At 72.1% G+C, this 17,707-nt stretch carries 18 protein-coding genes; 11 read left to right on the top strand and 7 right to left on the bottom strand.

The window, feature by feature from the left end; genetic code table 11:
• Nucleotide 1: 1 nt before the first annotated feature.
• Complete coding sequence (locus tag O7627_RS07545; protein WP_278092777.1) at nucleotides 2-205, top strand: hypothetical protein; 204 nt, start codon at nucleotides 2-4, stop codon at nucleotides 203-205.
• Between the two features lie 34 nt (nucleotides 206-239).
• Nucleotides 240-365 carry a hypothetical protein gene (locus O7627_RS07540; RefSeq protein WP_278092776.1) on the top strand — a complete coding sequence of 42 codons (126 nt, stop codon included), beginning with the start codon at nucleotides 240-242 and terminating at the stop codon, nucleotides 363-365.
• A 53-nt stretch (nucleotides 366-418) separates the two neighbouring features.
• On the opposite strand, the gene O7627_RS07535 is transcribed toward O7627_RS07540, so the two are convergent.
• The gene (locus O7627_RS07535) at nucleotides 419-952 is read right to left on the bottom strand and encodes an NUDIX domain-containing protein (RefSeq protein WP_278092775.1); all 534 of its coding nucleotides are present in this window, start codon (nucleotides 950-952) and stop codon (nucleotides 419-421) included.
• Entirely contained in the window at nucleotides 952-1,566 is a 615-nt protein-coding gene (locus O7627_RS07530) for an ABATE domain-containing protein (RefSeq protein WP_278092774.1), read from the bottom strand. Before O7627_RS07530 ends, O7627_RS07535 begins: the two co-directional genes overlap by 1 nt.
• Before the next feature lie 92 nt (nucleotides 1,567-1,658).
• On the opposite strand from O7627_RS07530, the gene O7627_RS07525 reads away from it, so the two are divergent.
• The 3 genes from O7627_RS07525 to O7627_RS07515 all read left to right on the top strand — a co-directional run bounded on the left by O7627_RS07525 (nucleotide 1,659) and on the right by O7627_RS07515 (nucleotide 4,365).
• The gene (locus tag O7627_RS07525) at nucleotides 1,659-2,405 is read left to right on the top strand and encodes a metallophosphoesterase (protein WP_278092773.1); all 747 of its coding nucleotides are present in this window, start codon (nucleotides 1,659-1,661) and stop codon (nucleotides 2,403-2,405) included.
• The gene (locus tag O7627_RS07520) at nucleotides 2,406-3,110 is read left to right on the top strand and encodes a LysE family translocator (RefSeq protein ID WP_278092772.1); all 705 of its coding nucleotides are present in this window, start codon (nucleotides 2,406-2,408) and stop codon (nucleotides 3,108-3,110) included. It begins immediately after the preceding gene.
• A gap of 70 nt (nucleotides 3,111-3,180) precedes the next feature.
• Nucleotides 3,181-4,365: a low temperature requirement protein A gene (locus O7627_RS07515; RefSeq protein ID WP_278092771.1), complete on the top strand. Its 1,185-nt coding sequence runs from the start codon at nucleotides 3,181-3,183 to the stop codon at nucleotides 4,363-4,365.
• On the opposite strand, the gene O7627_RS07510 is transcribed toward O7627_RS07515, so the two are convergent.
• The gene (locus tag O7627_RS07510; RefSeq protein ID WP_278092770.1) at nucleotides 4,356-4,832 is read right to left on the bottom strand and encodes a hypothetical protein; all 477 of its coding nucleotides are present in this window, start codon (nucleotides 4,830-4,832) and stop codon (nucleotides 4,356-4,358) included. The two genes, O7627_RS07515 and O7627_RS07510, sit on opposite strands and share 10 nt — an antisense overlap.
• 110 nt (nucleotides 4,833-4,942) lie before the next feature.
• On the opposite strand from O7627_RS07510, the gene O7627_RS07505 reads away from it, so the two are divergent.
• Complete coding sequence (locus tag O7627_RS07505; RefSeq protein ID WP_278092769.1) at nucleotides 4,943-5,926, top strand: aminoglycoside phosphotransferase family protein; 984 nt, start codon at nucleotides 4,943-4,945, stop codon at nucleotides 5,924-5,926.
• Nucleotides 5,927-6,205: 279 nt separating this feature from the next.
• Here the strand turns inward: O7627_RS07505 and O7627_RS07500 are convergent, their stop codons facing one another.
• The gene (locus tag O7627_RS07500) at nucleotides 6,206-8,473 is read right to left on the bottom strand and encodes an excinuclease ABC subunit UvrA (protein WP_278092768.1); all 2,268 of its coding nucleotides are present in this window, start codon (nucleotides 8,471-8,473) and stop codon (nucleotides 6,206-6,208) included.
• A 77-nt stretch (nucleotides 8,474-8,550) separates the two neighbouring features.
• Between O7627_RS07500 and O7627_RS07495 the strand changes: the two genes are divergently transcribed.
• On the top strand, nucleotides 8,551-9,354 hold the full coding sequence (locus tag O7627_RS07495) for a TetR/AcrR family transcriptional regulator C-terminal domain-containing protein (protein ID WP_278092767.1): 804 nt from the start codon (nucleotides 8,551-8,553) through the stop codon (nucleotides 9,352-9,354).
• Between the two features lie 59 nt (nucleotides 9,355-9,413).
• Nucleotides 9,414-10,385: a Clp protease N-terminal domain-containing protein gene (locus tag O7627_RS07490; RefSeq protein WP_278092766.1), complete on the top strand. Its 972-nt coding sequence runs from the start codon at nucleotides 9,414-9,416 to the stop codon at nucleotides 10,383-10,385.
• Nucleotides 10,386-10,442: 57 nt separating this feature from the next.
• Here O7627_RS07490 and O7627_RS07485 read toward each other — a convergent pair whose 3' ends face one another.
• The 3 genes from O7627_RS07485 to O7627_RS07475 form a co-directional block, all read right to left on the bottom strand.
• Nucleotides 10,443-12,248 carry a glycoside hydrolase family 15 protein gene (locus O7627_RS07485; protein ID WP_278092765.1) on the bottom strand — a complete coding sequence of 602 codons (1,806 nt, stop codon included), beginning with the start codon at nucleotides 12,246-12,248 and terminating at the stop codon, nucleotides 10,443-10,445.
• 47 nt (nucleotides 12,249-12,295) lie between these two features.
• Nucleotides 12,296-12,688 (bottom strand): cupin domain-containing protein, encoded by a 393-nt coding sequence (locus O7627_RS07480; RefSeq protein WP_278092764.1) that lies wholly within the window; start codon nucleotides 12,686-12,688, stop codon nucleotides 12,296-12,298.
• 330 nt (nucleotides 12,689-13,018) lie between these two features.
• On the bottom strand, nucleotides 13,019-13,435 hold the full coding sequence (locus O7627_RS07475; protein ID WP_278092763.1) for a hypothetical protein: 417 nt from the start codon (nucleotides 13,433-13,435) through the stop codon (nucleotides 13,019-13,021).
• A gap of 346 nt (nucleotides 13,436-13,781) precedes the next feature.
• On the opposite strand from O7627_RS07475, the gene O7627_RS07470 reads away from it, so the two are divergent.
• From O7627_RS07470 to O7627_RS07460, 3 genes are read left to right on the top strand one after another with little or no spacing between them, the layout of a single operon-like run.
• A complete protein-coding gene (locus O7627_RS07470) occupies nucleotides 13,782-14,585 on the top strand; it encodes a hypothetical protein (RefSeq protein ID WP_278092762.1) in 804 nt (267 codons plus the stop codon).
• A 55-nt stretch (nucleotides 14,586-14,640) separates the two neighbouring features.
• Nucleotides 14,641-16,230 (top strand): malate synthase A, encoded by a 1,590-nt coding sequence (aceB, locus tag O7627_RS07465; RefSeq protein WP_278092761.1) that lies wholly within the window; start codon nucleotides 14,641-14,643, stop codon nucleotides 16,228-16,230.
• A gap of 3 nt (nucleotides 16,231-16,233) precedes the next feature.
• Nucleotides 16,234-17,706 (top strand): FAD-linked oxidase C-terminal domain-containing protein, encoded by a 1,473-nt coding sequence (locus O7627_RS07460; RefSeq protein WP_278092760.1) that lies wholly within the window; start codon nucleotides 16,234-16,236, stop codon nucleotides 17,704-17,706.
• Nucleotide 17,707 lies beyond the last annotated feature (1 nt).

The raw sequence follows: 17,707 nt of genomic DNA, 5'->3' as shown, positions 1-17,707 counted from the left end.
GATGGCAGTCGAGGTCGACCTCATCGAGTTCGTTCGGACGCTCGTCCGTGACGAGTACGAGGCGAACGACCACTACGAGCGGAAGCTCGATGACGACGGTTGGGCTGGCTGGCCCCCGTACCTCAGCGCACTCTTTTTCCTCGCTGTCGACAGGCGGTTCGCTGGCGTCTATGACGAACCGCAGGTCATTCGCAGCCGTCCTTGACCCACCCGTCAAGCTGCAGGTCCCTCCTGAGGAGATGGGCAAGATCCAGACCTTGATCGCGTACACGATCTTGTATCAGGAGAACCTGTCCGACGAGGAGCTTGATCAGATCCTGCAGGAGGCGCGGGTCATCGCCGATCGCAGGCTGGGCAACGGTTGAGCGGCCTCTCCGCGCCCGGCTGGGTTGGACCGGGCGGTCCGACGCCAGTGCCGTCATGCGCCCTGGCCGGTGGGGTGGGACCTGAGTCGGCGGTAGGCGTCCGCGCCGTCGGGGACCCAGGGCCACTCGGTGAGGCGGTGGTCCAACTCGGCCTCGGTCAGGAAGGCGTACCAGGAGATCTCCTCGGTCTGCGGGTTGACCGGCGCGTCCCAGACCACCTCGTAGAGGGCGCACCACCAGGTGTGCTCGGCGGACTCGTAGAGGTAGGTGAACAGCGGCGTCGGCGCCGGTAGCCCGGTGACGCCCAACTCCTCCTCGGCCTCCCGCAGCGCCGCGTCGTGGTAGGACTCACCGGCGCCGACCACGCCGCCGACGAACATGTCGTACAGCGCCGGGAAGACCAGCTTCCGGTCCGCCCGCCGGTGTACGAAGATCCGCCCCTGCGCGTCGCGGACCAGCACGAACACGCAGCGGTGTCGCAACCTGCGGGCGTACGCCTCGGCGCGGCGCGCCTGACCGACCACCCGGTCCCGTTCGTCCACGATGTCGAGCAGCTCGTCGGCCGAGCGCGGCACCTGCTCCGTCATCAGCCGACCGCCGGCTCGGACTGCCGCCGGTGGTAGTGCCGAGCCACCCGGGCCCGGTTGCCGCAGGACGGTTTGCACCACTGCTGACGCGGGTGGTCCCGCAGGAAGTAGCGCACGCAGCGCGGGGCCATGCAGGCCAACAGCAGCTCCCGTTCCGGGCCGCCCAGGAATTCGATGGTGGCGCGGGCCAGCGCGGCGGTCAGCCGTACCCCCAGCTCGGCCGGCCCGGTCACCTGCCCGACCGCCGGCGGCGCGTCGGCCGGCCAGCTCAGCACCGGTCGCACCGGCAGCCGACCGGCGGCCTGGTTGAGCCGCGCCAGGGCGACCTCGGCGGTGAGCAGGTCGGCCGCGTCGGCGCGGCTCGGCGGAGCCGGCCGGACCGCCCGGGCCAGCAGGGTGCGGACCACGCGGCGCAGCGCGACCACCGCGCGCCAGGCCGACTCGTCGGGCCGGTCGCCCGTCAGATCAAGTTCCCCGGTGTACGGCCGCAGCAGGCCGCGATGACGCTCCAGCCAGTCGGTCAGCCCGGCGGGATCGGCGAAATCGTCGGCGACGCCACCGGCTCCGTCGTGCCGGATGGTGCCGGCAAGGGCGAGCGTGAGCTGCGATGACATCGGCGCTCCAACGGCCTGTCGACTGATTCCCAGGGTGAATGCTAGCCTAGCCGATCTAACGGTTTAGATTCCTTAAGCCATTAGGAGAGGCGATGCTCCTGATAGCCCACATCAGCGACACCCACCTCGACGACGACCCCAGATCGGCCGAGCGCACCGCCCGGATCTGGGACCACCTGCACGCGCTCCCCCAGCCGCCCGACGTCATCCTGGTGACCGGGGACATCGCCGACCATGGCGAGCTGGCCGAGTACCAACTTGCCGCCAAGCTGTTCGCGTCGCCGTACCCGGTGCTGGTCTGCCCCGGCAACCACGACGTGCGGGACGCGTACCGCAGAGGTCTGCTGACCGACCCGGACGGCGGTGACAGGCCGATCAACGCCCGGTACGACGTGGCCGGCGCGGTCTTCCTGCTCTGCGACTCCAGCATCCCCGGCCGCAACGACGGCCGGCTCGACGCTGAGACCCTGGACTGGCTCGGCGACCAGCTCGCCACCACGCCGCCGGAGGCGCCGGTCTTCGTGGCCTGTCACCACCCGCCCGTCCGGCTCTCCCACCCGGTGGTGGATTCGATCCGGTTGGCCCCCGCCGAACCGCTGGCCGATCTGATCGCGGCCCACCCGCAGGTCGTCGCGGTGCTCACCGGGCACGCGCACACCGCCGCGGCCACCACGTTCGCCGGCCGGCCACTGCTCATCGCACCGGGCGTGGTCTCCACCATGCGGCTGCCCTGGGAGGGGCCCGGCCCGCTCGTCGACCTGGCCGCGCCGCCCGGCATCGCCTTCCACCTGCTCGACGACGAGCGCCGGCTCACCACCCACTACCGCGTGGTCGGCTAGGTGCGCGGAGTCGCGACGGCGGCCTTCGTGCTCGCCGTCGCGCCGATCACCCTCACCCCCGGCACCAGCCTGACCCTGGTCGTCTCGCAGGTCGCCGCGAACGGCCGCCGGCCCGGCTGGTGGGTGATTCTGGGTACGGTCACCGGGCTCTACCTCCACGCCTGCCTGGCCGCCGCCGGGCTGGCCGCGCTGCTGCTGCGGTCGGCGCAGGCCCTCTGGCTCGTGAAGACCATCGGCGCCGGCTATCTGGTCGCGCTCGGCCTCTGGCTGATCTGGTCCGCCGCCGGGCGGCGGGGAGCCGCCGCGCGCCGGGAAGGCGCCGGGAGTCGGGGGGCCGCCATGCGGCGGGAAGGCGCCGGGAGCCGGGAGGTCGGCGCGGCCGGCGCCCGGCGCAGGCGCTGGTTGCCAGCCCGGGCCCGCCACCCGTACCTGCAGGGGCTGCTCGGCAACGTGCTCAATCCGAAGGCCGCCGCCATCTACCTGACCCTCGCGCCGCAGTTCCTCCAGCCCGGTGCCACTGTCCTACCGGCCATGCTGGCGCTGGCCACCGGCCACGCGGTGCTGCACACCGCCTGGCTGGCCGGCTGGACCGTGCTGTCGCACACCGCCGCCCGGCTGCTGCGCGGTCCGACGGCTCTGCGGGCGCTCAACCGGTTGGCCGGCGGCATCCTCGTCGGCCTCGGTGTCCGCACCATCGCCGGATAGCGTTCCGGAGACTCGACCATCGAATTCTCGTATCGTGCATTTCGGGCGAGACGGGCAGGAGCGAGTCGGAATGACAGAGGGGGACGGCGGCGTACTCCGGACCCGGGACGAGAGCCGCCGGGTGAGCCTGGTCGAGCTCTTCTTCGACCTGGTGTACGTGCTCGCCGTGACCCAGTTGACCCACCTGCTGCTCGACCACCTGACCCTGCGGGGGGTGGCGGAGGCCGGCATCCTGCTCTTCGCCATCTGGTGGGCGTGGCAGGACACCGCCTGGCTGGCCAACTGGGTCGACCCGGACCGGCTGCGGATGCGCGCACTGCTGCTGTCCGTGATGGGCGCCAGCCTGGTGATGTCCGCATCCATCCCCGAGGCGTACGGCGACCGGGGTCTGTGGTTCGCCGCCGCGTACGCGACGATGCAGGTCGGGCGCAGCGCGTACGCGGTGGTCCTGTTGCGGGCCGACACCGGGATGCGCCGCAACTTCCTGCGGATCCTGCCCTGGCGGACGCTGTCGGCCGGGTTCTGGGTGGCCGGCGGCCTCAGCGCCGAGGAGCTACGGCTCGGGCTCTGGGCGGTCGCCGCCGCCGTCGACACCGGTGCCGCCGCCATCGGTTTCTACCTGCCGAAACTCGGCCGCTCCGGCACCCGGGACTGGCCGATCACCGGCAGCCATCTCGCCGAGCGGAGCCGACTGCTGATGATCATCGCACTGGGCGAATCGATCCTGATCACCGGCGCGGTCTTCGGCGACGTCCCGCCGACCGGGCTCACCCTGGCGGCGTTCGGCGCGGCGTTCGGCGGCACGGTGGCGCTGTGGTGGATCTACTTCGACCGGGCGGCCGAGGCGGCCAGCGACGTGATCGCCGGGGCCGACGATCCCGGCGGGCTGGGCCGCTCCGCCTACACCTACTACCACATCCCGATGGTGGCCGGGATCATCGTGACCGCGGTCGGCGACGACCTGGCCCTGCACCATCCCGGCGACCCGGCGGACACCGCGACGATCGCCAGCGTGCTCGGCGGACCGGCGCTCTTCCTCGCCGGCTACCTGCTGTTCAAGCGGGCGGTCTTCGGGGTCCTCCCGGCACCGTTGCTGGTCGCGCTGGCGGCGCTGGCCGCGCTGGTGCCGGCCGGACCGCACCTCGAAGCGGTGACGCTCTCCTGGGCGGCGACCGGCGTGGTGGGCGGCGCCGCGATCTGGCACGCGATCGGCGTCCGGCGCCACCCGCCACGACTGCCCCACCCTCAGGGGTGACTGTCGAGCCGGGCCGTCGAACCGGTGTCGAGCGCCCAGGTGACGTGGTCGACGCCGGCCCGGACCATCGCGCCGTAGGCGTCCGCCGGCAGCAGGTGGAGCAGCTCGCGGGCCGCCGCCAGATGCTGCCGGGCCAGCTGCGGGTCGGCCAGCCGGCGGTGTACGTCAGCGAGGTTCAGATGCAGCGACGGCAGGAATGCCTGGACCCGCAGTGCCGCATCGTGCCGCTGGACCCGCTCGTCGGTCAGCTCGGTCGCCGCCGCCAACGCCCGACTGTCCCATTCCAGCTCGGCCTCGGCGCTCTCCTGCAGGTCGGCCAGGTAGTGCGCCAGGGTGCACCGGTGGAACGGGTCGCCGGTCGGCCCGATCTCGGCCCAGAGCGCGGTCAACTCGTCCCGGGCCGGACCCGGCGCACCGGACCGGCCGCGTTCGACCGCGGCGGCGATCCTCGTCAGCGTCTCGTCCATGTAGGCGGTCCTCTCTTTCACGGTGTGCGGGCGTCCCGGCCGTGGATGCGATCCTTGAGCCTCGACCCGGTCGAGGGTCAAGCCGCGAGTACGACGAGGGGGGTGCCGCATTGTCCGAGTGGGTGCCGGCAACCCTGCCGGTGGTGGCGAACCTGCGCCGGCTGCCGGCGGCCCGATCCTGGCTCGACGAGCTGCCCGAGCTGATCGAGCAGGTGCGGCGGGCGTACCGGTTGCGGTTGTCGCCGCCGCTGCATGGCGGGAGCTGCAGTTGGGTCGCGCCGGCCGAGCTGCCCGACGGCACCCCCGCGATCGTCAAGATCGGCTGGCCGCACCCGGAGATGTACGGCGAACCGGTCGCCTTACGGTTGTGGAACGGCCGGGGCGCGGTGCGGCTGCTCGCCCACGATCCGGATCGGCACGCCCTGCTGCTGCAGCGCTGCCAGCCCGGCACGGAACTGGCGACGGACCCGGCGCCGGCCGACGACCGGCTACGTGCCGGCTGCGAGGTGCTGCGGAAGCTGTGGCAGGCGCCGCTACCCGAACCCGGCGACGACATCCCCCGGCTCGCTCCGGTCACGGCCGGCTGGGCCGATCTCGCCGCCGACCGGATGGCCCGGCTGCGCCCCGGCTACGACCCCGGCCTGGTGGCCGACGGCATCGAGTTGCTGCGCACGCTGCCCGCGACGGCGGACCGGACCGTCCTGCTGCACGGCGACGCCAACCCCGGCAACATCCTGTCCACCTCAGCCGGCACCACCGCAGCCAGCACCACCGCAGCCGGCACCACCGCAGCCGGCTCGGTCGGGAACGGTGGCTGGCTGGCGATCGACCCGAAGCCGATGGTCGGTGACCCGGCCTACGACCCGTGGCCGCTGCTGGAGCAGATCGACGACCCGTTCACGCACTCCGACCCGGTCCGGACGCTACGGCGCCGGCTGGCCCTGCTCGCCGACGAACTGGAGCTGGAGCCCGACCGGATCCGCCGCTGGGCACTGGCCCGGCTGGTCGAGTGGGCGCTCTGGGCCGCCGAGCACGACGACACCCCCGGCGGCAGCGAGGCGATGACGTCCGTCGGGCTGCTCGCCCGCGCCTGACTACCGCCGACCGAGCACGAGGTGAACACCAGTTACCCTAAAACTCGATCGTAGGGTAACTGACGTTCACCTCGTGCGGCGGCTGCGCCCGGCACTCGACAGATGTCGATGCCCGCCGGACAGCGGGCGGCGGCCCGGCGGCGGAGGACCGCAGACGGCGGCGGGCGAAGGACCGCGGGCGACGGGCAGTCGGCAGTGGCGGGCGACGGACCGCGGCAGTGGGCAGTGGCGGGCGACGGACCGCCGGCGGCGGGCGGTGGGTGGCGCCGCGGGCGGTGGTCAGGGGGCGTTGACGTAGGTGGCGAGGTGGCGGGCGGTGAGGGTGTTGCCGTGGGCGATCAGGTCTGTCGGCGTACCGGTGAAGACGACCCGGCCCCCGTCGTGGCCGGCGCCGGGGCCCAGGTCGACGATCCAGTCGGCGTGCGCCATCACCGCTTGGTGGTGCTCGATGACGACCACCGTGTTGCCGGCGTCGACCAGGCGGTCCAGCAGGGCCAGGAGCTGGTCCACGTCGGCCAGGTGCAGGCCGCTGGTCGGCTCGTCGAGCAGGTAGGTGCCGGCCTTCTCGGCCATGTGGATGGCGAGCTTGAGCCGCTGCCGCTCGCCGCCGGAGAGCGTGGTCAGCGGCTGACCGAGACCCAGGTAGCCGAGGCCGACGTCGGCGAGCCGGTCCAGGATGACCCGGGCCGCGCCGCCCGGGAAGAACTCCCTGGCCTCGGTGACCGGCATCGCCAGCACCTGGCTGATGTCCTTGCCGCGCAGCCGGTAGGTGAGCACCTGCGGGGTGAACCGCCGGCCCTCGCACTGCTCGCAGACGGTCGCCACCCCGGCCATCATCGCCAGGTCGGTGTAGACCAGCCCGATCCCCTTGCAGTTCGGGCAGGCGCCCTCGGAGTTGGCGCTGAACAGGGCGGCCTTGACGCCGTTGGCCTTGGCGAAGGCGGCCCGGATCGGGTCGAGCAGGCCGGTGTAGGTGGCCGGGTTGCTGCGCCGGGAGCCCCGGATCGCCGACTGGTCGACCACCACCACCCCGTCCCGGCGCGGCAGCGAGCCGTAGATCAGCGAACTCTTGCCGGAGCCGGCGACGCCGGTGACCACGGTCAGCACGCCGAGCGGGATGTCGACGCTGACGTCGCGCAGGTTGTGCAGGGTGGCGCCGGTGATCGACAGGTGGCCGCGCGGCTGGCGCGGATGGTCCCGCAGCCCGACCCGGTGGTCCAGGTGCCGGCCGGTGAGGGTGCCGGAGCGGCGCAGCCCGGCCACGTTCCCGGTGAAGCAGATCTGGCCGCCGGCCGGGCCGGCGCCCGGTCCGAGATCCACCACATGATCGGCGATCTCGATGACCTCGGGTTTGTGCTCGACCACCAGTACGGTGTTGCCCTTGTCGCGCAGCCGCAGCAGCAGGTCGTTCATCCGGGCGATGTCGTGCGGGTGCAGCCCGACGGTGGGCTCGTCGAAGACGTAGGTGACGTCGGTCAGGCTGGAGCCCAGGTGCCGGACCATCTTGACCCGTTGCGCCTCGCCGCCGGAGAGGGTGCCCGACTCGCGGTCGAGGCTCAGGTAGCCCAGCCCGATCTCGACGAGCGAGTCGAGCGTCCCGCCGAGGGTGTCCAGCAGCGGGCCGACCGAGTCGTCCTTGAGGTCGCGGACGAACTCGGCCAGGTCGCTGATCTGCATGGCCGCGCAGTCGGCGATGTTACGGTCTTTGATCTTCGCGGCGAGGGCGGCCTGGTTGAGCCGGGCGCCGTCGCAGGCGCCGCAGGTGGTGAAGGTGACCGCCCGGTCCACGAAGGACCGGATGTGCGGCTGCATCGACTCCCGGTCCTTGGACAGGTAGAGCCGCTGCACCTTGACCACCAGCCCCTCGTAGGTGGTGTTCATTCCGCCGATCTTCATCTTGGTGGCCGGCTTGTGCAGGAAGTCGGCCCACTGCTGCTCGGTGAAGTCCTTGAGCGGAAGGTCCGGGTCGTAGAGTCCGGAGTGGGCCAGGCCCTTCCAGTACCAGGTGTCCGGGCCGAAGTTCGGGACGGTGATGGCGCCCTCGTTCAGGGACTTCTCGACGTCGACGAGTTCGTTTACGTCGACCGCCGACACCCGGCCCAGCCCCTCGCACTCCGGGCACATGCCGTCGGGGGCGTTGAAGCTGAAGGCGGTCGAGGGTCCGGCCTGCGGCGTGCCGAGCCGGCTGAAGATGATCCGCAACATCGTGTACGCGTCGGTGGCGGTGCCGACCGTCGATCGCGAGTTGGCGCCCATCCGCTCCTGGTCGACGATGATCGCCGCGCTGAGGTTGCGCAGCGCGTCCACGTCCGGCCGGGACTGGCTCGGCATGAACGACTGGAGGAACGCGGTGTAGGTCTCGTTGATCAGTCGCCGTGACTCGGCGGCGATGGTGCCGAACACCAGCGAGGACTTACCGGACCCGGAGACCCCGGTGAAGACGGTCAGCCGGCGCTTCGGGATGTCGACCGAGACGTCGGCGAGGTTGTTCTCCCGGGCGCCCCGGACCTGGATCACGTCGTGGCTGTCGGCCGCGGACCGTTCCATCGGATATCCCCCTGATAACCTTAGGCCGTAAAATATTAACCCGACGAGATTACTTTATGCCCTAAGGAGTTGCAACGTTGGTCGTCTTCGCCGGTCAGGGCGACGCCCGCCGCTCGATGGCGCTGCTGTGGCGTACCCCCGGAAGTGAGCCCGCGACGGTCGGACCCGGCCGGCGGCCCGGCCTGACCGTCGACATGATCGTCGCGGCGGGCATCGCGGTCGCCGACGCCGACGGCATGGCCGGGCTCTCCATGCGCACCGTCGGCGAACGCCTCGGCCGCACCGGCATGGCGCTCTACACCTACCTGCCCAGCAAGAACGAGCTGCTCGAATTGATGTACGACCAGGCGCACGCCGAGCTGCCCACCGAATACGACCCGGCGGCCGGCTGGCGGCACACCATCGCCGCGTGGGCCCGCGATCTGTGGGCGTTCTACCTGCGTCACCCCTGGGTCCTGCAGATCTCCCAGGCCCGCCCGGTGCTCGGCCCGCACGAGTACGCCGTGCTGGAGACGCTGCTGCGGATCCTGGCCGGCACCGGCCTGCCGGCCCGCACGCTCCGCCGGGTGGTCGGCGTGCTCTTCGCGTTCGTCCGCGGCTCCGCCCAGACCATCGCCGAGGTACGCCAGGCCACCGCCGCCACCGGCGTCAGCGACGAGGACTGGTGGTACGCCCGCTCCGCGCTGCTCACCGAACTGGCGCCGGACTTCGCCGAGCGCTTCCCCACGGTGGCCCGGATGGAGAACGAGGGCGCCTTCCAGCTCGACGACGAGACCGTGCCCTACCTCGAACAGGAGGCCCGGGAGATGTTCGACACCGGGCTGGTCGTCCTGCTCGACGGAATCGAGGCGGCGCGGACCCGGGCCTCTACCGAAGGATAGGGATCCGGTTCGTCCCGCCGCACGACGCCCGCCCGGCCGGCCGGTGGTGCACTGAGGACATGACCGAGACCAATCTCAGCCAGGTGCTCGCGGCCGCGTACGGCGCCGCCGGCGGCGACCAGGTCGGCACCGAACATCTGCTGCTGGCGCTCACCGGCCGGGCCGGCCGGACCGCCGACGCCGCGCTGGACGCCGCCGAGGTGACCCGCACGGTCGTCGTCGGAGTGCGGCAGGCCCGCGGCGACGGGTGGCGCAGCGCCGACGCCACCGAGCCCGACCCGGCCGGCCCACCGCTCGGCCGCGCCGAATGGTACGTCGAGCCGCGCAAGCCGATGAACTACCGCCCCGCCGCCCGCCGGGCCATGCAGCACGCCACGACCACGGCGCGGGCCGCCGGCCGGTCCGAGCCCGGCCCCGAGGACATCCTGCTCGGTCTGCTCGACGACGAGGAGAACCGGGCGGTCGAACTCCTCGGCGCCTGCGGGGTGGACCTGCCGGCCCTGCGGTGGGCGGTGGAGACCGGCCGCCCCCGGGTGGTCCCGGACCGGGTCGAGGAGCACCTACGGCCGACCCGCGACCGGCTGCTCGGCCGCCGCCCGTTCCGCGCCCAGGGCCTGTACGCCCGGCTCTTCCAGCTGCTGCCCGTCCACGTCAACTACGCCGCCGCCCCGGTGTTGTGGGCTCGGCTGGAGGCCAAGGAGCTGGCCCGCGAGCTCGGCCGGCGGCGGGCCGGCAGCGAACACCTGCTGCTCGCGTTCCTCGCGGTCCACGAGGTGGCCCGGCACTATCCGCACCTGACCGGCGACAGCGCCGCCCGGTACGCACCCGACGACCCGACCATCGCGGGGCTGCACTTCCACCAGATCCGGGCGGCGGTGCTGGCCGCGGGCGACGAGCTGGGCGCCGACCGGCGGTCGGTGGACGACTACACCAGGGGCGACGGCCGGCCGCAGGAGTCCGGGCCGGTGCTGCGGGCGCTGTTGACCGACGACAGCCGGGCCGCCCGGCTGGTCGCCGCCCGGCGCAGCTAGCCACCCGGCGCCGCGAGCCGCCCGACGCCGCCAGCCACCTTGCGTCGCCGGCCGGCGCTAGTCGGACCCGGTCAACCGCCAGGCCGCGTTGATCAGGCCGATGTGCGACAGCGCCTGCGGAATGTTGCCGAGCTGCGCGCCGGAGTCGATGTCGATCTGCTCGGCGAAGAGCCCGACGTCGTTGGCGCGGGCCGCCGTCTGGTCGAACAGCTCCTCGGCCCGGCGCCGCTCACCGGCCAGCAGCAGGTTCTCCACCAGCCAGAACGAGCAGAGCACGAAACCGGCCGGGTCACCGGCCCAGCGGCGGACCAGCCCGTCGCGGCAGAGTTCACGTTCGATCGCCGCGATGGTCGCCCGCATCCGCGGGTCGGTGGCCGGCAGGAAGTCCACCAGCGGCAGCAGCAGCGCCGAGGCGTCCAGCTCCGGTGACCCGTACGCGCCGGTGAACGCGCCGGTCCCGTCGTGCCAGCCGCGGTCCAGCACCTCCGCCCTGATCTCGTCGCGGGCCGCCGCCCACCGGGTCAGGTCGGCGGATCCGCCGAGCGCCGCGCCGAACCGGACGGCCCGGTCCAGCGCCGCCCAGCAGTACACCTTGGACGACAGGTAGTGCCGCTCGGCGTCGCGCGCCTCCCACATCCCGCGGTCGGAGTCCCGCCACTGGTCAGTCACCTGGTCGGCGAGCCCGGCCAGCAGCGCCCGCACCTCGACGGCGAGCTCGCCGAGCTGGTCGCGCAGCCGGTACGCCCCGCAGAGCACCTCGCCGGGTACGTCCAGCTGCCGTTGCCGCCAGGCGTCGTTGCCGATCCGGACCGGCCGGCTGCCGGCGTACCCGGCCAGGTGGTCGAGGGTGTGCTCGGAGAGGTCCCGTTCGCCGGCCACGCCGTACATGATGGGGACCGGGTCGGCGCCGAGCCGGCCGGCCGAGCGGGCCGCCCAACTGAAGAGCCGTTCCGTCTCGTCCGGGCAGGCCGCCACCCAGAGCGCGTCCATGGTGAACGAGAAGTCCCGCAGCCAGGCGTACCGGTAGTCGTAGTTGCGGTCGCCGCCGGGCCATTCCGGCAGTGAGGTGGTGGCGGCCGCGACCACCGCCCCGCTCGGTACGTAGGTCAGGCCCTGCAGCACGAGCGCGCTGTGCCGGACCAGTTCCGGGTGGCGGCCCCGGTAGCGGTGCAGCTGCTCGATCGACCGCCACGCGGCGGCGGTGTCGGCCAGCGCGGGCGCCGGGTCCAGTCCGGTGGCCGGCGGCCCGTCGTAGGCCGGTGCGAAGGCCAGGTCGAAGCCGACCGTCGCGCCGGCCGGTACGTCGAACTCGGCACGGCCGCCGGCCGGTTCGACGGTGAGCGGCGCGTCGCCGTGCAGCAGCAGCGTGCAGGGTCCGGCGGCGGCCTGCAGCCGCGCCCGGCCGCCGTCGCGCCCCGCCGGCCCCGGACCGCCCGCGGTCTCACCGTGCAGGTACGGCATGAGCAGCCCGTACTCGGGTCGGGGGCGGAATTCGGTGCGGACCCGGACCCGGCCGGTGAGGCCCTCGACGACGCGCAGCAGCACCGCCGGGGAGCGGGCGCCCAGGTCGTGGCCGCGGGCTCCGGGTTCGGTGGCCAGCGCGTCGGTGACCGCGACGCTGCCGGACCGGGTGTGGTGGATGGTCCGCAGCACCAGCGTGCCCGGCAGGTAGGCGCGCTCGGTCCGGATCTCCGGTTCGGCCGGGCCGAGCGACCAGTGGCCGGCGGCCGGGTCGAGGAGCCGGCCGAAGACCGACGGCGCGTCGAACCGGGCCGGACACCACCAGTCGATGGATCCGGCCCGGCTGACAAGCGCCGCGGATCGGCAGTCGGAGAGAAAGCCGTAGTCGCCGATGGGGTCCATCTCCGGGGTTACCCGGAGCGGCGGTTTTCAGGCTCGTCCCGCGCCGGTCAGGAGTTCGGCGGTTCGTCCTTGCCGGCCTCCTCCAGCGCGTCGGCCTCCTCTTTGGTCTTGTGCACCGCCCCGTCGGCGTGCTCCGCCGGGCCGTAGACGGTGTAGAGCACCAGCGGGTTGGGGCCGGTGTTGATGAAGTTGTGCTTGCGCCCGGCCGGTACGACCACCAGGTCCCCGGCGTTCACCTGCCGCTTCTGGCCGGAGACCTGCGCCTCGCCGACTCCGCTGACGAAGGTCAGGATCTGGTCGGTGTCGGGGTGCACCTCCTCGCCGATCTCCCCGCCGGGCGGGATCGTCATGATGACCAGCTGAGTGTGGTCGCCGGTCCACAGGACGCGGCGGAAGTCCGGGCTCTTTTCGGCGACGGTCGCGATAGTGAAGTGCTCCATGCCCGATTCTTACCCTGCCCGGGCGCTGATAACGCCCCGGCGCGCGGCGTTTGCCGGGCGGGGATACCGGGAATGAAGAGGTTCAGACCGGCGCTGCGGCCGGTCGAGCCAGGTCCCCGTCGGCGTACTGCCAGCCGGCTGCGAAGGCGGGAGACGGCCAGAGCGCGGCGACGCGGCGACTTCGGTCAGCGCGGCGCCGCGCGCCGTTGTCCGGGTCACGCACCGGTCCCCGTCACGGGGAGGTGACGGGGACCGGCGGTCGCGGCCGGAAGGGGACCACCGCGACTCGGATGGGCGACGGTGGGACGGTTGCCCCGTGGGGGCGACGGTTCAGGACAGGACGCTCAGGTGGAAGCCACGGTCGGCCGCGCCACCCGCGCTGTTGAAGGTCTGGACGAAGACGCCGTTGGGGTTGCCGTTGCGCCCGACCACGGCGATCTCACCGGGCGGTGAGCCGCCGACGCTGCCGCTGAGGCCGAGGGTGGCGACGTACGCCGAGCCGGTGACGTCGTGGCTGAAGAGCACCTGGTACTGGCCGAGTGCGAGGCGGGTCGAGGAGGCCACCCCGAACCCCCGGTTCAGAGACCCGTTCGCGTTGACCACCGCGAAGAAGGTCTGCGCGGTGGGCGGCATGCCACGGAAGGTGGCCGGGACCGACTCGATGACGGCCCGTTCCTCGTCGGTGATGCTCGCCGGTGGCTGCTGCAAATCCTTGCTGGATTCGGCGGCGTTTTCGGTTTCGGACATGTTGCGCTCCTTGCTGGACCGGCCGAGGGGGCCGGCATGGTGAGAGGAAGTGGAGTTGATCAGCTAGAAGGGTGGTCGACCCTGATCAATACCCCATATATCTACAAGAATAGGACCGAACACCCGAGGCACAAAGGGCGCTTATATGTCTAATCTTGGACACAAGCGTTAAAGTAAGTAAGTCTCGCTTAATGCCCCGACTGTTTCACGTCCGATGTTGCCAGCGCGTCACGACCGGACCGAACTGACGTGAGCCCGGCGAGACGCTAGGGTGTCGCCGTCGCGCACTACGATGCGACAATCTCCACAGCGGACACACGTCGTGCGGCGGGAAGGGAAAATGGAGATGGCGGTCCTGCACCCCGCAGCGAAGCACCCCAAAGAGGTGCTCTACGACGAGGTCTACGATCCACTGGTCCGGGCCTGGTTCCAGGATCTGAACGCCTCCCAGCAGTTGGCGAAACTGCTCCGCGAGGCCCCTGACCACGATCTCGTGGAGAACCTGGAGCGGTTCAACACGCTCTTTCACGAGCTGGTCGAGAACGGCTCGGTCGACACCACCGCCACCTCGGCCGAGGTGGCCCGCACGCTCGGTGAGAATCGCGAGTACATGCTCTGGGAAGACCAGATGACACCGGGACCGGACGCCACCACCGAGGAGCTGATGGCGTCCTTCCGGCACAAGATCAAACGCAACATCAGCCTGGCCGCCATCGAGGCGCTCATCTGCCTGGAGTCGGCGATCCGGTACGCCCGCGAGGCCCTCGGCCTCACCGGCGCCGAGCTGGCGGCGACGCTGCGTCGCAGCACCATGCTCCCGGCCAGCCTCGCCGCCCTGCACGACGAGCGGGAGAAGGTCCGGATGCAGTATCTGACCGGCACCGCCGAGGAGATCATGTATCCGGCCGTCGACTACGCGGACGTGGTGGCCGGCCGGTTCCGGATCGACGACGACAAGTTCATGACCATCGGCCTTCCCGGCCAGCAGAGGATCCGCTTCCGCAAACCCCCGCCGGACAACCTCGTCCTGGACAGCCCGACCATGATGTGCCCGGCGCAGCGCCTCAACAACGAACACGACGAGCCGCTGAACAACCAGTTCTGGGACCTGCTGATCGACATCTATCAGGCTTCGGACCGGCTCGCCTGACCGCGGGGCGGCTATAGTCGGCAGCTACACCGGATCTTCACCGGGAGGAGCGCCGATGGGTTCGTCCGTCACCGAGACGCCGGGCGTCACGATCACGGGACCGCTCCTCGACCGGTACGCCGAGATCCTCACCCCCGCCGCGCTCGACTTCCTCGCCGAACTGCACCGCGAGTTCGACGGCCGCCGGCGGGACCTGCTCGCCCGCCGGGCCGACCGGGACGCGGCGCTGGCCGCCGGCGGCCTGCTGGACTTCCTGCCGGAGACCAGCGCCGTCCGCGACGGCGACTGGCGGGTCGCCCCACCGGCCCCCGGTCTGGTCGACCGGCGGGTCGAAATCACCGGGCCGACCGACGCGAAAATGACGATAAACGCCCTCAACTCCGGCGCGAAGGTCTGGCTGGCCGACTTCGAGGACGCCACCAGCCCGCACTGGGAGAACGTCATCACCGGGCAGCTCAATCTCCGCGACGCGATCGCCCGGCGACTCGAGCTCACCACCGGCGACGGCCGGCGGTACGCGCTGCGCGACGGCGACCTGGCCACCATCGTGGTCCGGCCGCGCGGCTGGCACCTGACCGAGAAGCACCTGCTTGTCGACGGCGAACGGATCGCCGGCGCCCTGGTCGACTTCGGCCTCTACCTGTTCCACAACGCGGCCGCCCAGCTCGACCGCGGCGCCGGGCCGTACTTCTACCTTCCCAAGCTGGAGAGCCACCTGGAGGCGCGGCTCTGGAACGACGTCTTCGTGCTGGCGCAGCGCCGGCTCGGGCTGCCGGTCGGCACCATCCGGGCCACCGTGTTGATCGAGACGTTCCCGGCCGCCTTCGAGATGGACGAGATCCTCTACGAGCTGCGCGAGCACTCCGCCGGTCTGAACGCCGGCCGGTGGGACTACATGTTCAGCGTGATCAAGAAGTTCCGCAGCCGGGGCCGGGAGTTCCTGCTGCCGGACCGGAACGCGGTGACGATGACCGCGCCGTTCATGCGGGCGTACACCGAACTGCTGGTCCGGACCTGTCACCGGCGCGGGGCGCACGCCATCGGCGGGATGGCCGCGTTCATCCCCAGCCGGCGCGACCCGGCCGTCAACGAGACCGCCCTGGCGAAGGTCCGCGACGACAAGACCCGCGAGGCCAACGACGGCTTCGACGGCTCCTGGGTGGCCCACCCCGACCTGGTGCCGATCTGCCGGGAGGTTTTCGACGGGGTGCTCGGCGACCGACCCCACCAGCTCGACCGGACCAGGGACGAGGTGAAGGTCACCGCGGCGCAACTGCTCGACGTGGCCAGCACCCCCGGCCGACCCACCGAGGCCGGGCTGCGCAACGACATCAGCGTCGGCATTCAGTACCTGGCCGCCTGGCTGCGCGGCACCGGCGCGGTGGCCGTGTTCAACCTGATGGAGGACGCCGCCACCGCCGAGATCTCCCGGTCACAGGTCTGGCAGTGGCTGCACAACGACATCACCGTCGACGGCACGGCCGTCACCCGGGAACTCGTCGAACGGATCGCCGACGAGGAGATCGCCAAACTCGACCGCCCGCCCGGCGAGTACGCCGACGCCCGGCGACTGTTCCTGGAGGTCGCGGTGGCCGACGAGTTCGTCGACTTCCTCACCCTGCCGGCGTACGAGCGGATGCCCTGAGCCATGGGTGCGGGCCGCAGCCGGATCGAACGGCTCGCGGCCGCCCTGCGCCCGGTGCTCGAACCTGACCAGCTCATCACCGATCGGCAACGGCTGCGCACCTACGAGTGCGACGGGCTGGCCCAGTACCGGGTGGTGCCGGCCCTGGTGACGCTGCCCCGGACCGCCGCGCAGTGCGCCACCGTGGTCGCCGAGGCGGTCCGGGCCGGCGTGCCGTTCGTGGCCCGCGGCTCGGGCACCGGGCTGTCCGGCGGGGCGCTGCCGCACGCCGACGGGGTGCTCATCGTCACCTCCCAGCTCCGCCGCATCATCGAGGTCGCCCCACACGACGAACGCGCGGTGGTCGAGCCGGGGGTGATCAACCTGGCGGTCACCCGGGCCGCCAGCCCGGCCGGCTACTACTACGCACCGGACCCCTCCAGCCAGCAGGTCTGCTCGATCGGCGGGAACGTCGCGGAGAACTCCGGCGGCGCGCACTGCCTCAAGTACGGCTTCACCACCAACCACGTGCTCGGGCTGGAGGTGGCCACCCCGGACGGCGAACTGGTCCGGCTCGGCGGCCGCGCCCCGGACACCCCCGGCTACGACCTGGTCGGCGCCTTCGTCGGATCGGAGGGGACGCTCGGCATCGCCACCGAGGTGACCGTCCGGCTGGTCCGCTCCCCGGAGGCGGTCCGCACGCTGCTCGCCGCCTTCCCCGGCACCGACGCCGCCGGCGCCGCCACCTCGGCGATCATCGCCGCCGGGGTGCTGCCGGCGGCGATCGAGATGATGGACGCGCTGGCCATCTCCGCCGCTGAGGCGGCGGTGGCGTGCGGCTATCCGGCCGGCGCGGGCGCGGTGCTGATCGTGGAACTGGACGGCCCGGCGGCCGAGGTGGACGCCCAGTTCGTCGAGGTGGAAGGGCTCTGCCGGGCGGCCGGCGCGACCGAGATCCGGATCGCCGCCGACGCCGGCGAACGGGAGCTGTTCTGGAAGGGCCGCAAGTCCGCCTTCGCGGCGGTCGGCCGGATCAGCCCGGACTACATCGTCCAGGACGGCGTCATCCCGCGCACCGCGCTGCCCGAGGTGCTGCGCGGCATCGACGACCTGGCCCACCGCAACGGGGTACGGGTGGCGAACGTCTTCCACGCCGGCGACGGGAACCTGCACCCGCTGGTGCTCTTCGACGCCCGCGTCGACGGCGAGACCGAGCGCGCCGAGGAGGTCTCCGGGGCGATCCTCGAACTCTGCGTCGCGCACGGCGGATCGATCACCGGCGAGCACGGGGTGGGGATGGACAAGGCCCGGTACATGCCGAAGATGTTCACCGACGACGACCTGGCCACCATGCAGCTGCTGCGGTGCGCCTTCGACCCGCACGGACTGGCCAACCCGGGCAAGATCTTCCCCACCCCCCGGCTCTGCGGCGAGCGACCGGGCCGGCGCAGCGGCGTGCACCCGCTGCACGAAGCCGGCATCGCGGAGGTGTTCTGAC

It is taken from the genome of Solwaraspora sp. WMMD1047 (assembly GCF_029626155.1).
Lineage (GTDB): Bacteria > Actinomycetota > Actinomycetes > Mycobacteriales > Micromonosporaceae > WMMD1047.
Note: the sequence above shows the minus strand (reverse complement) of the source record. Positions and strands in the feature narration are given on the sequence as shown.

Bases quoted from the DNA above. Each gene is read 5' to 3' on its own strand.
- O7627_RS07490 (WP_278092766.1), top strand. From the start codon at position 9,414: ATGACCGAGACCAATCTCAGCCAGGTGCTCGCGGCCGCGTACGGCGCC.
- aceB (WP_278092761.1), top strand. From the start codon at position 14,641: ATGGGTTCGTCCGTCACCGAGACGCCGGGCGTCACGATCACGGGACCG.
- O7627_RS07525 (WP_278092773.1), top strand. From the start codon at position 1,659: ATGCTCCTGATAGCCCACATCAGCGACACCCACCTCGACGACGACCCC.
- O7627_RS07545 (WP_278092777.1), top strand. From the start codon at position 2: ATGGCAGTCGAGGTCGACCTCATCGAGTTCGTTCGGACGCTCGTCCGT.
- O7627_RS07485 (WP_278092765.1), bottom strand. From the start codon at position 12,248: ATGGACCCCATCGGCGACTACGGCTTTCTCTCCGACTGCCGATCCGCG.
- O7627_RS07510 (WP_278092770.1), bottom strand. From the start codon at position 4,832: ATGGACGAGACGCTGACGAGGATCGCCGCCGCGGTCGAACGCGGCCGG.
- O7627_RS07460 (WP_278092760.1), top strand. From the start codon at position 16,234: ATGGGTGCGGGCCGCAGCCGGATCGAACGGCTCGCGGCCGCCCTGCGC.
- O7627_RS07475 (WP_278092763.1), bottom strand. From the start codon at position 13,435: ATGTCCGAAACCGAAAACGCCGCCGAATCCAGCAAGGATTTGCAGCAG.
- O7627_RS07535 (WP_278092775.1), bottom strand. From the start codon at position 952: ATGACGGAGCAGGTGCCGCGCTCGGCCGACGAGCTGCTCGACATCGTG.
- O7627_RS07500 (WP_278092768.1), bottom strand. From the start codon at position 8,473: ATGGAACGGTCCGCGGCCGACAGCCACGACGTGATCCAGGTCCGGGGC.
- O7627_RS07540 (WP_278092776.1), top strand. From the start codon at position 240: ATGGGCAAGATCCAGACCTTGATCGCGTACACGATCTTGTATCAGGAG.
- O7627_RS07470 (WP_278092762.1), top strand. From the start codon at position 13,782: ATGGCGGTCCTGCACCCCGCAGCGAAGCACCCCAAAGAGGTGCTCTAC.
- O7627_RS07530 (WP_278092774.1), bottom strand. From the start codon at position 1,566: ATGTCATCGCAGCTCACGCTCGCCCTTGCCGGCACCATCCGGCACGAC.
- O7627_RS07515 (WP_278092771.1), top strand. From the start codon at position 3,181: ATGACAGAGGGGGACGGCGGCGTACTCCGGACCCGGGACGAGAGCCGC.
- O7627_RS07480 (WP_278092764.1), bottom strand. From the start codon at position 12,688: ATGGAGCACTTCACTATCGCGACCGTCGCCGAAAAGAGCCCGGACTTC.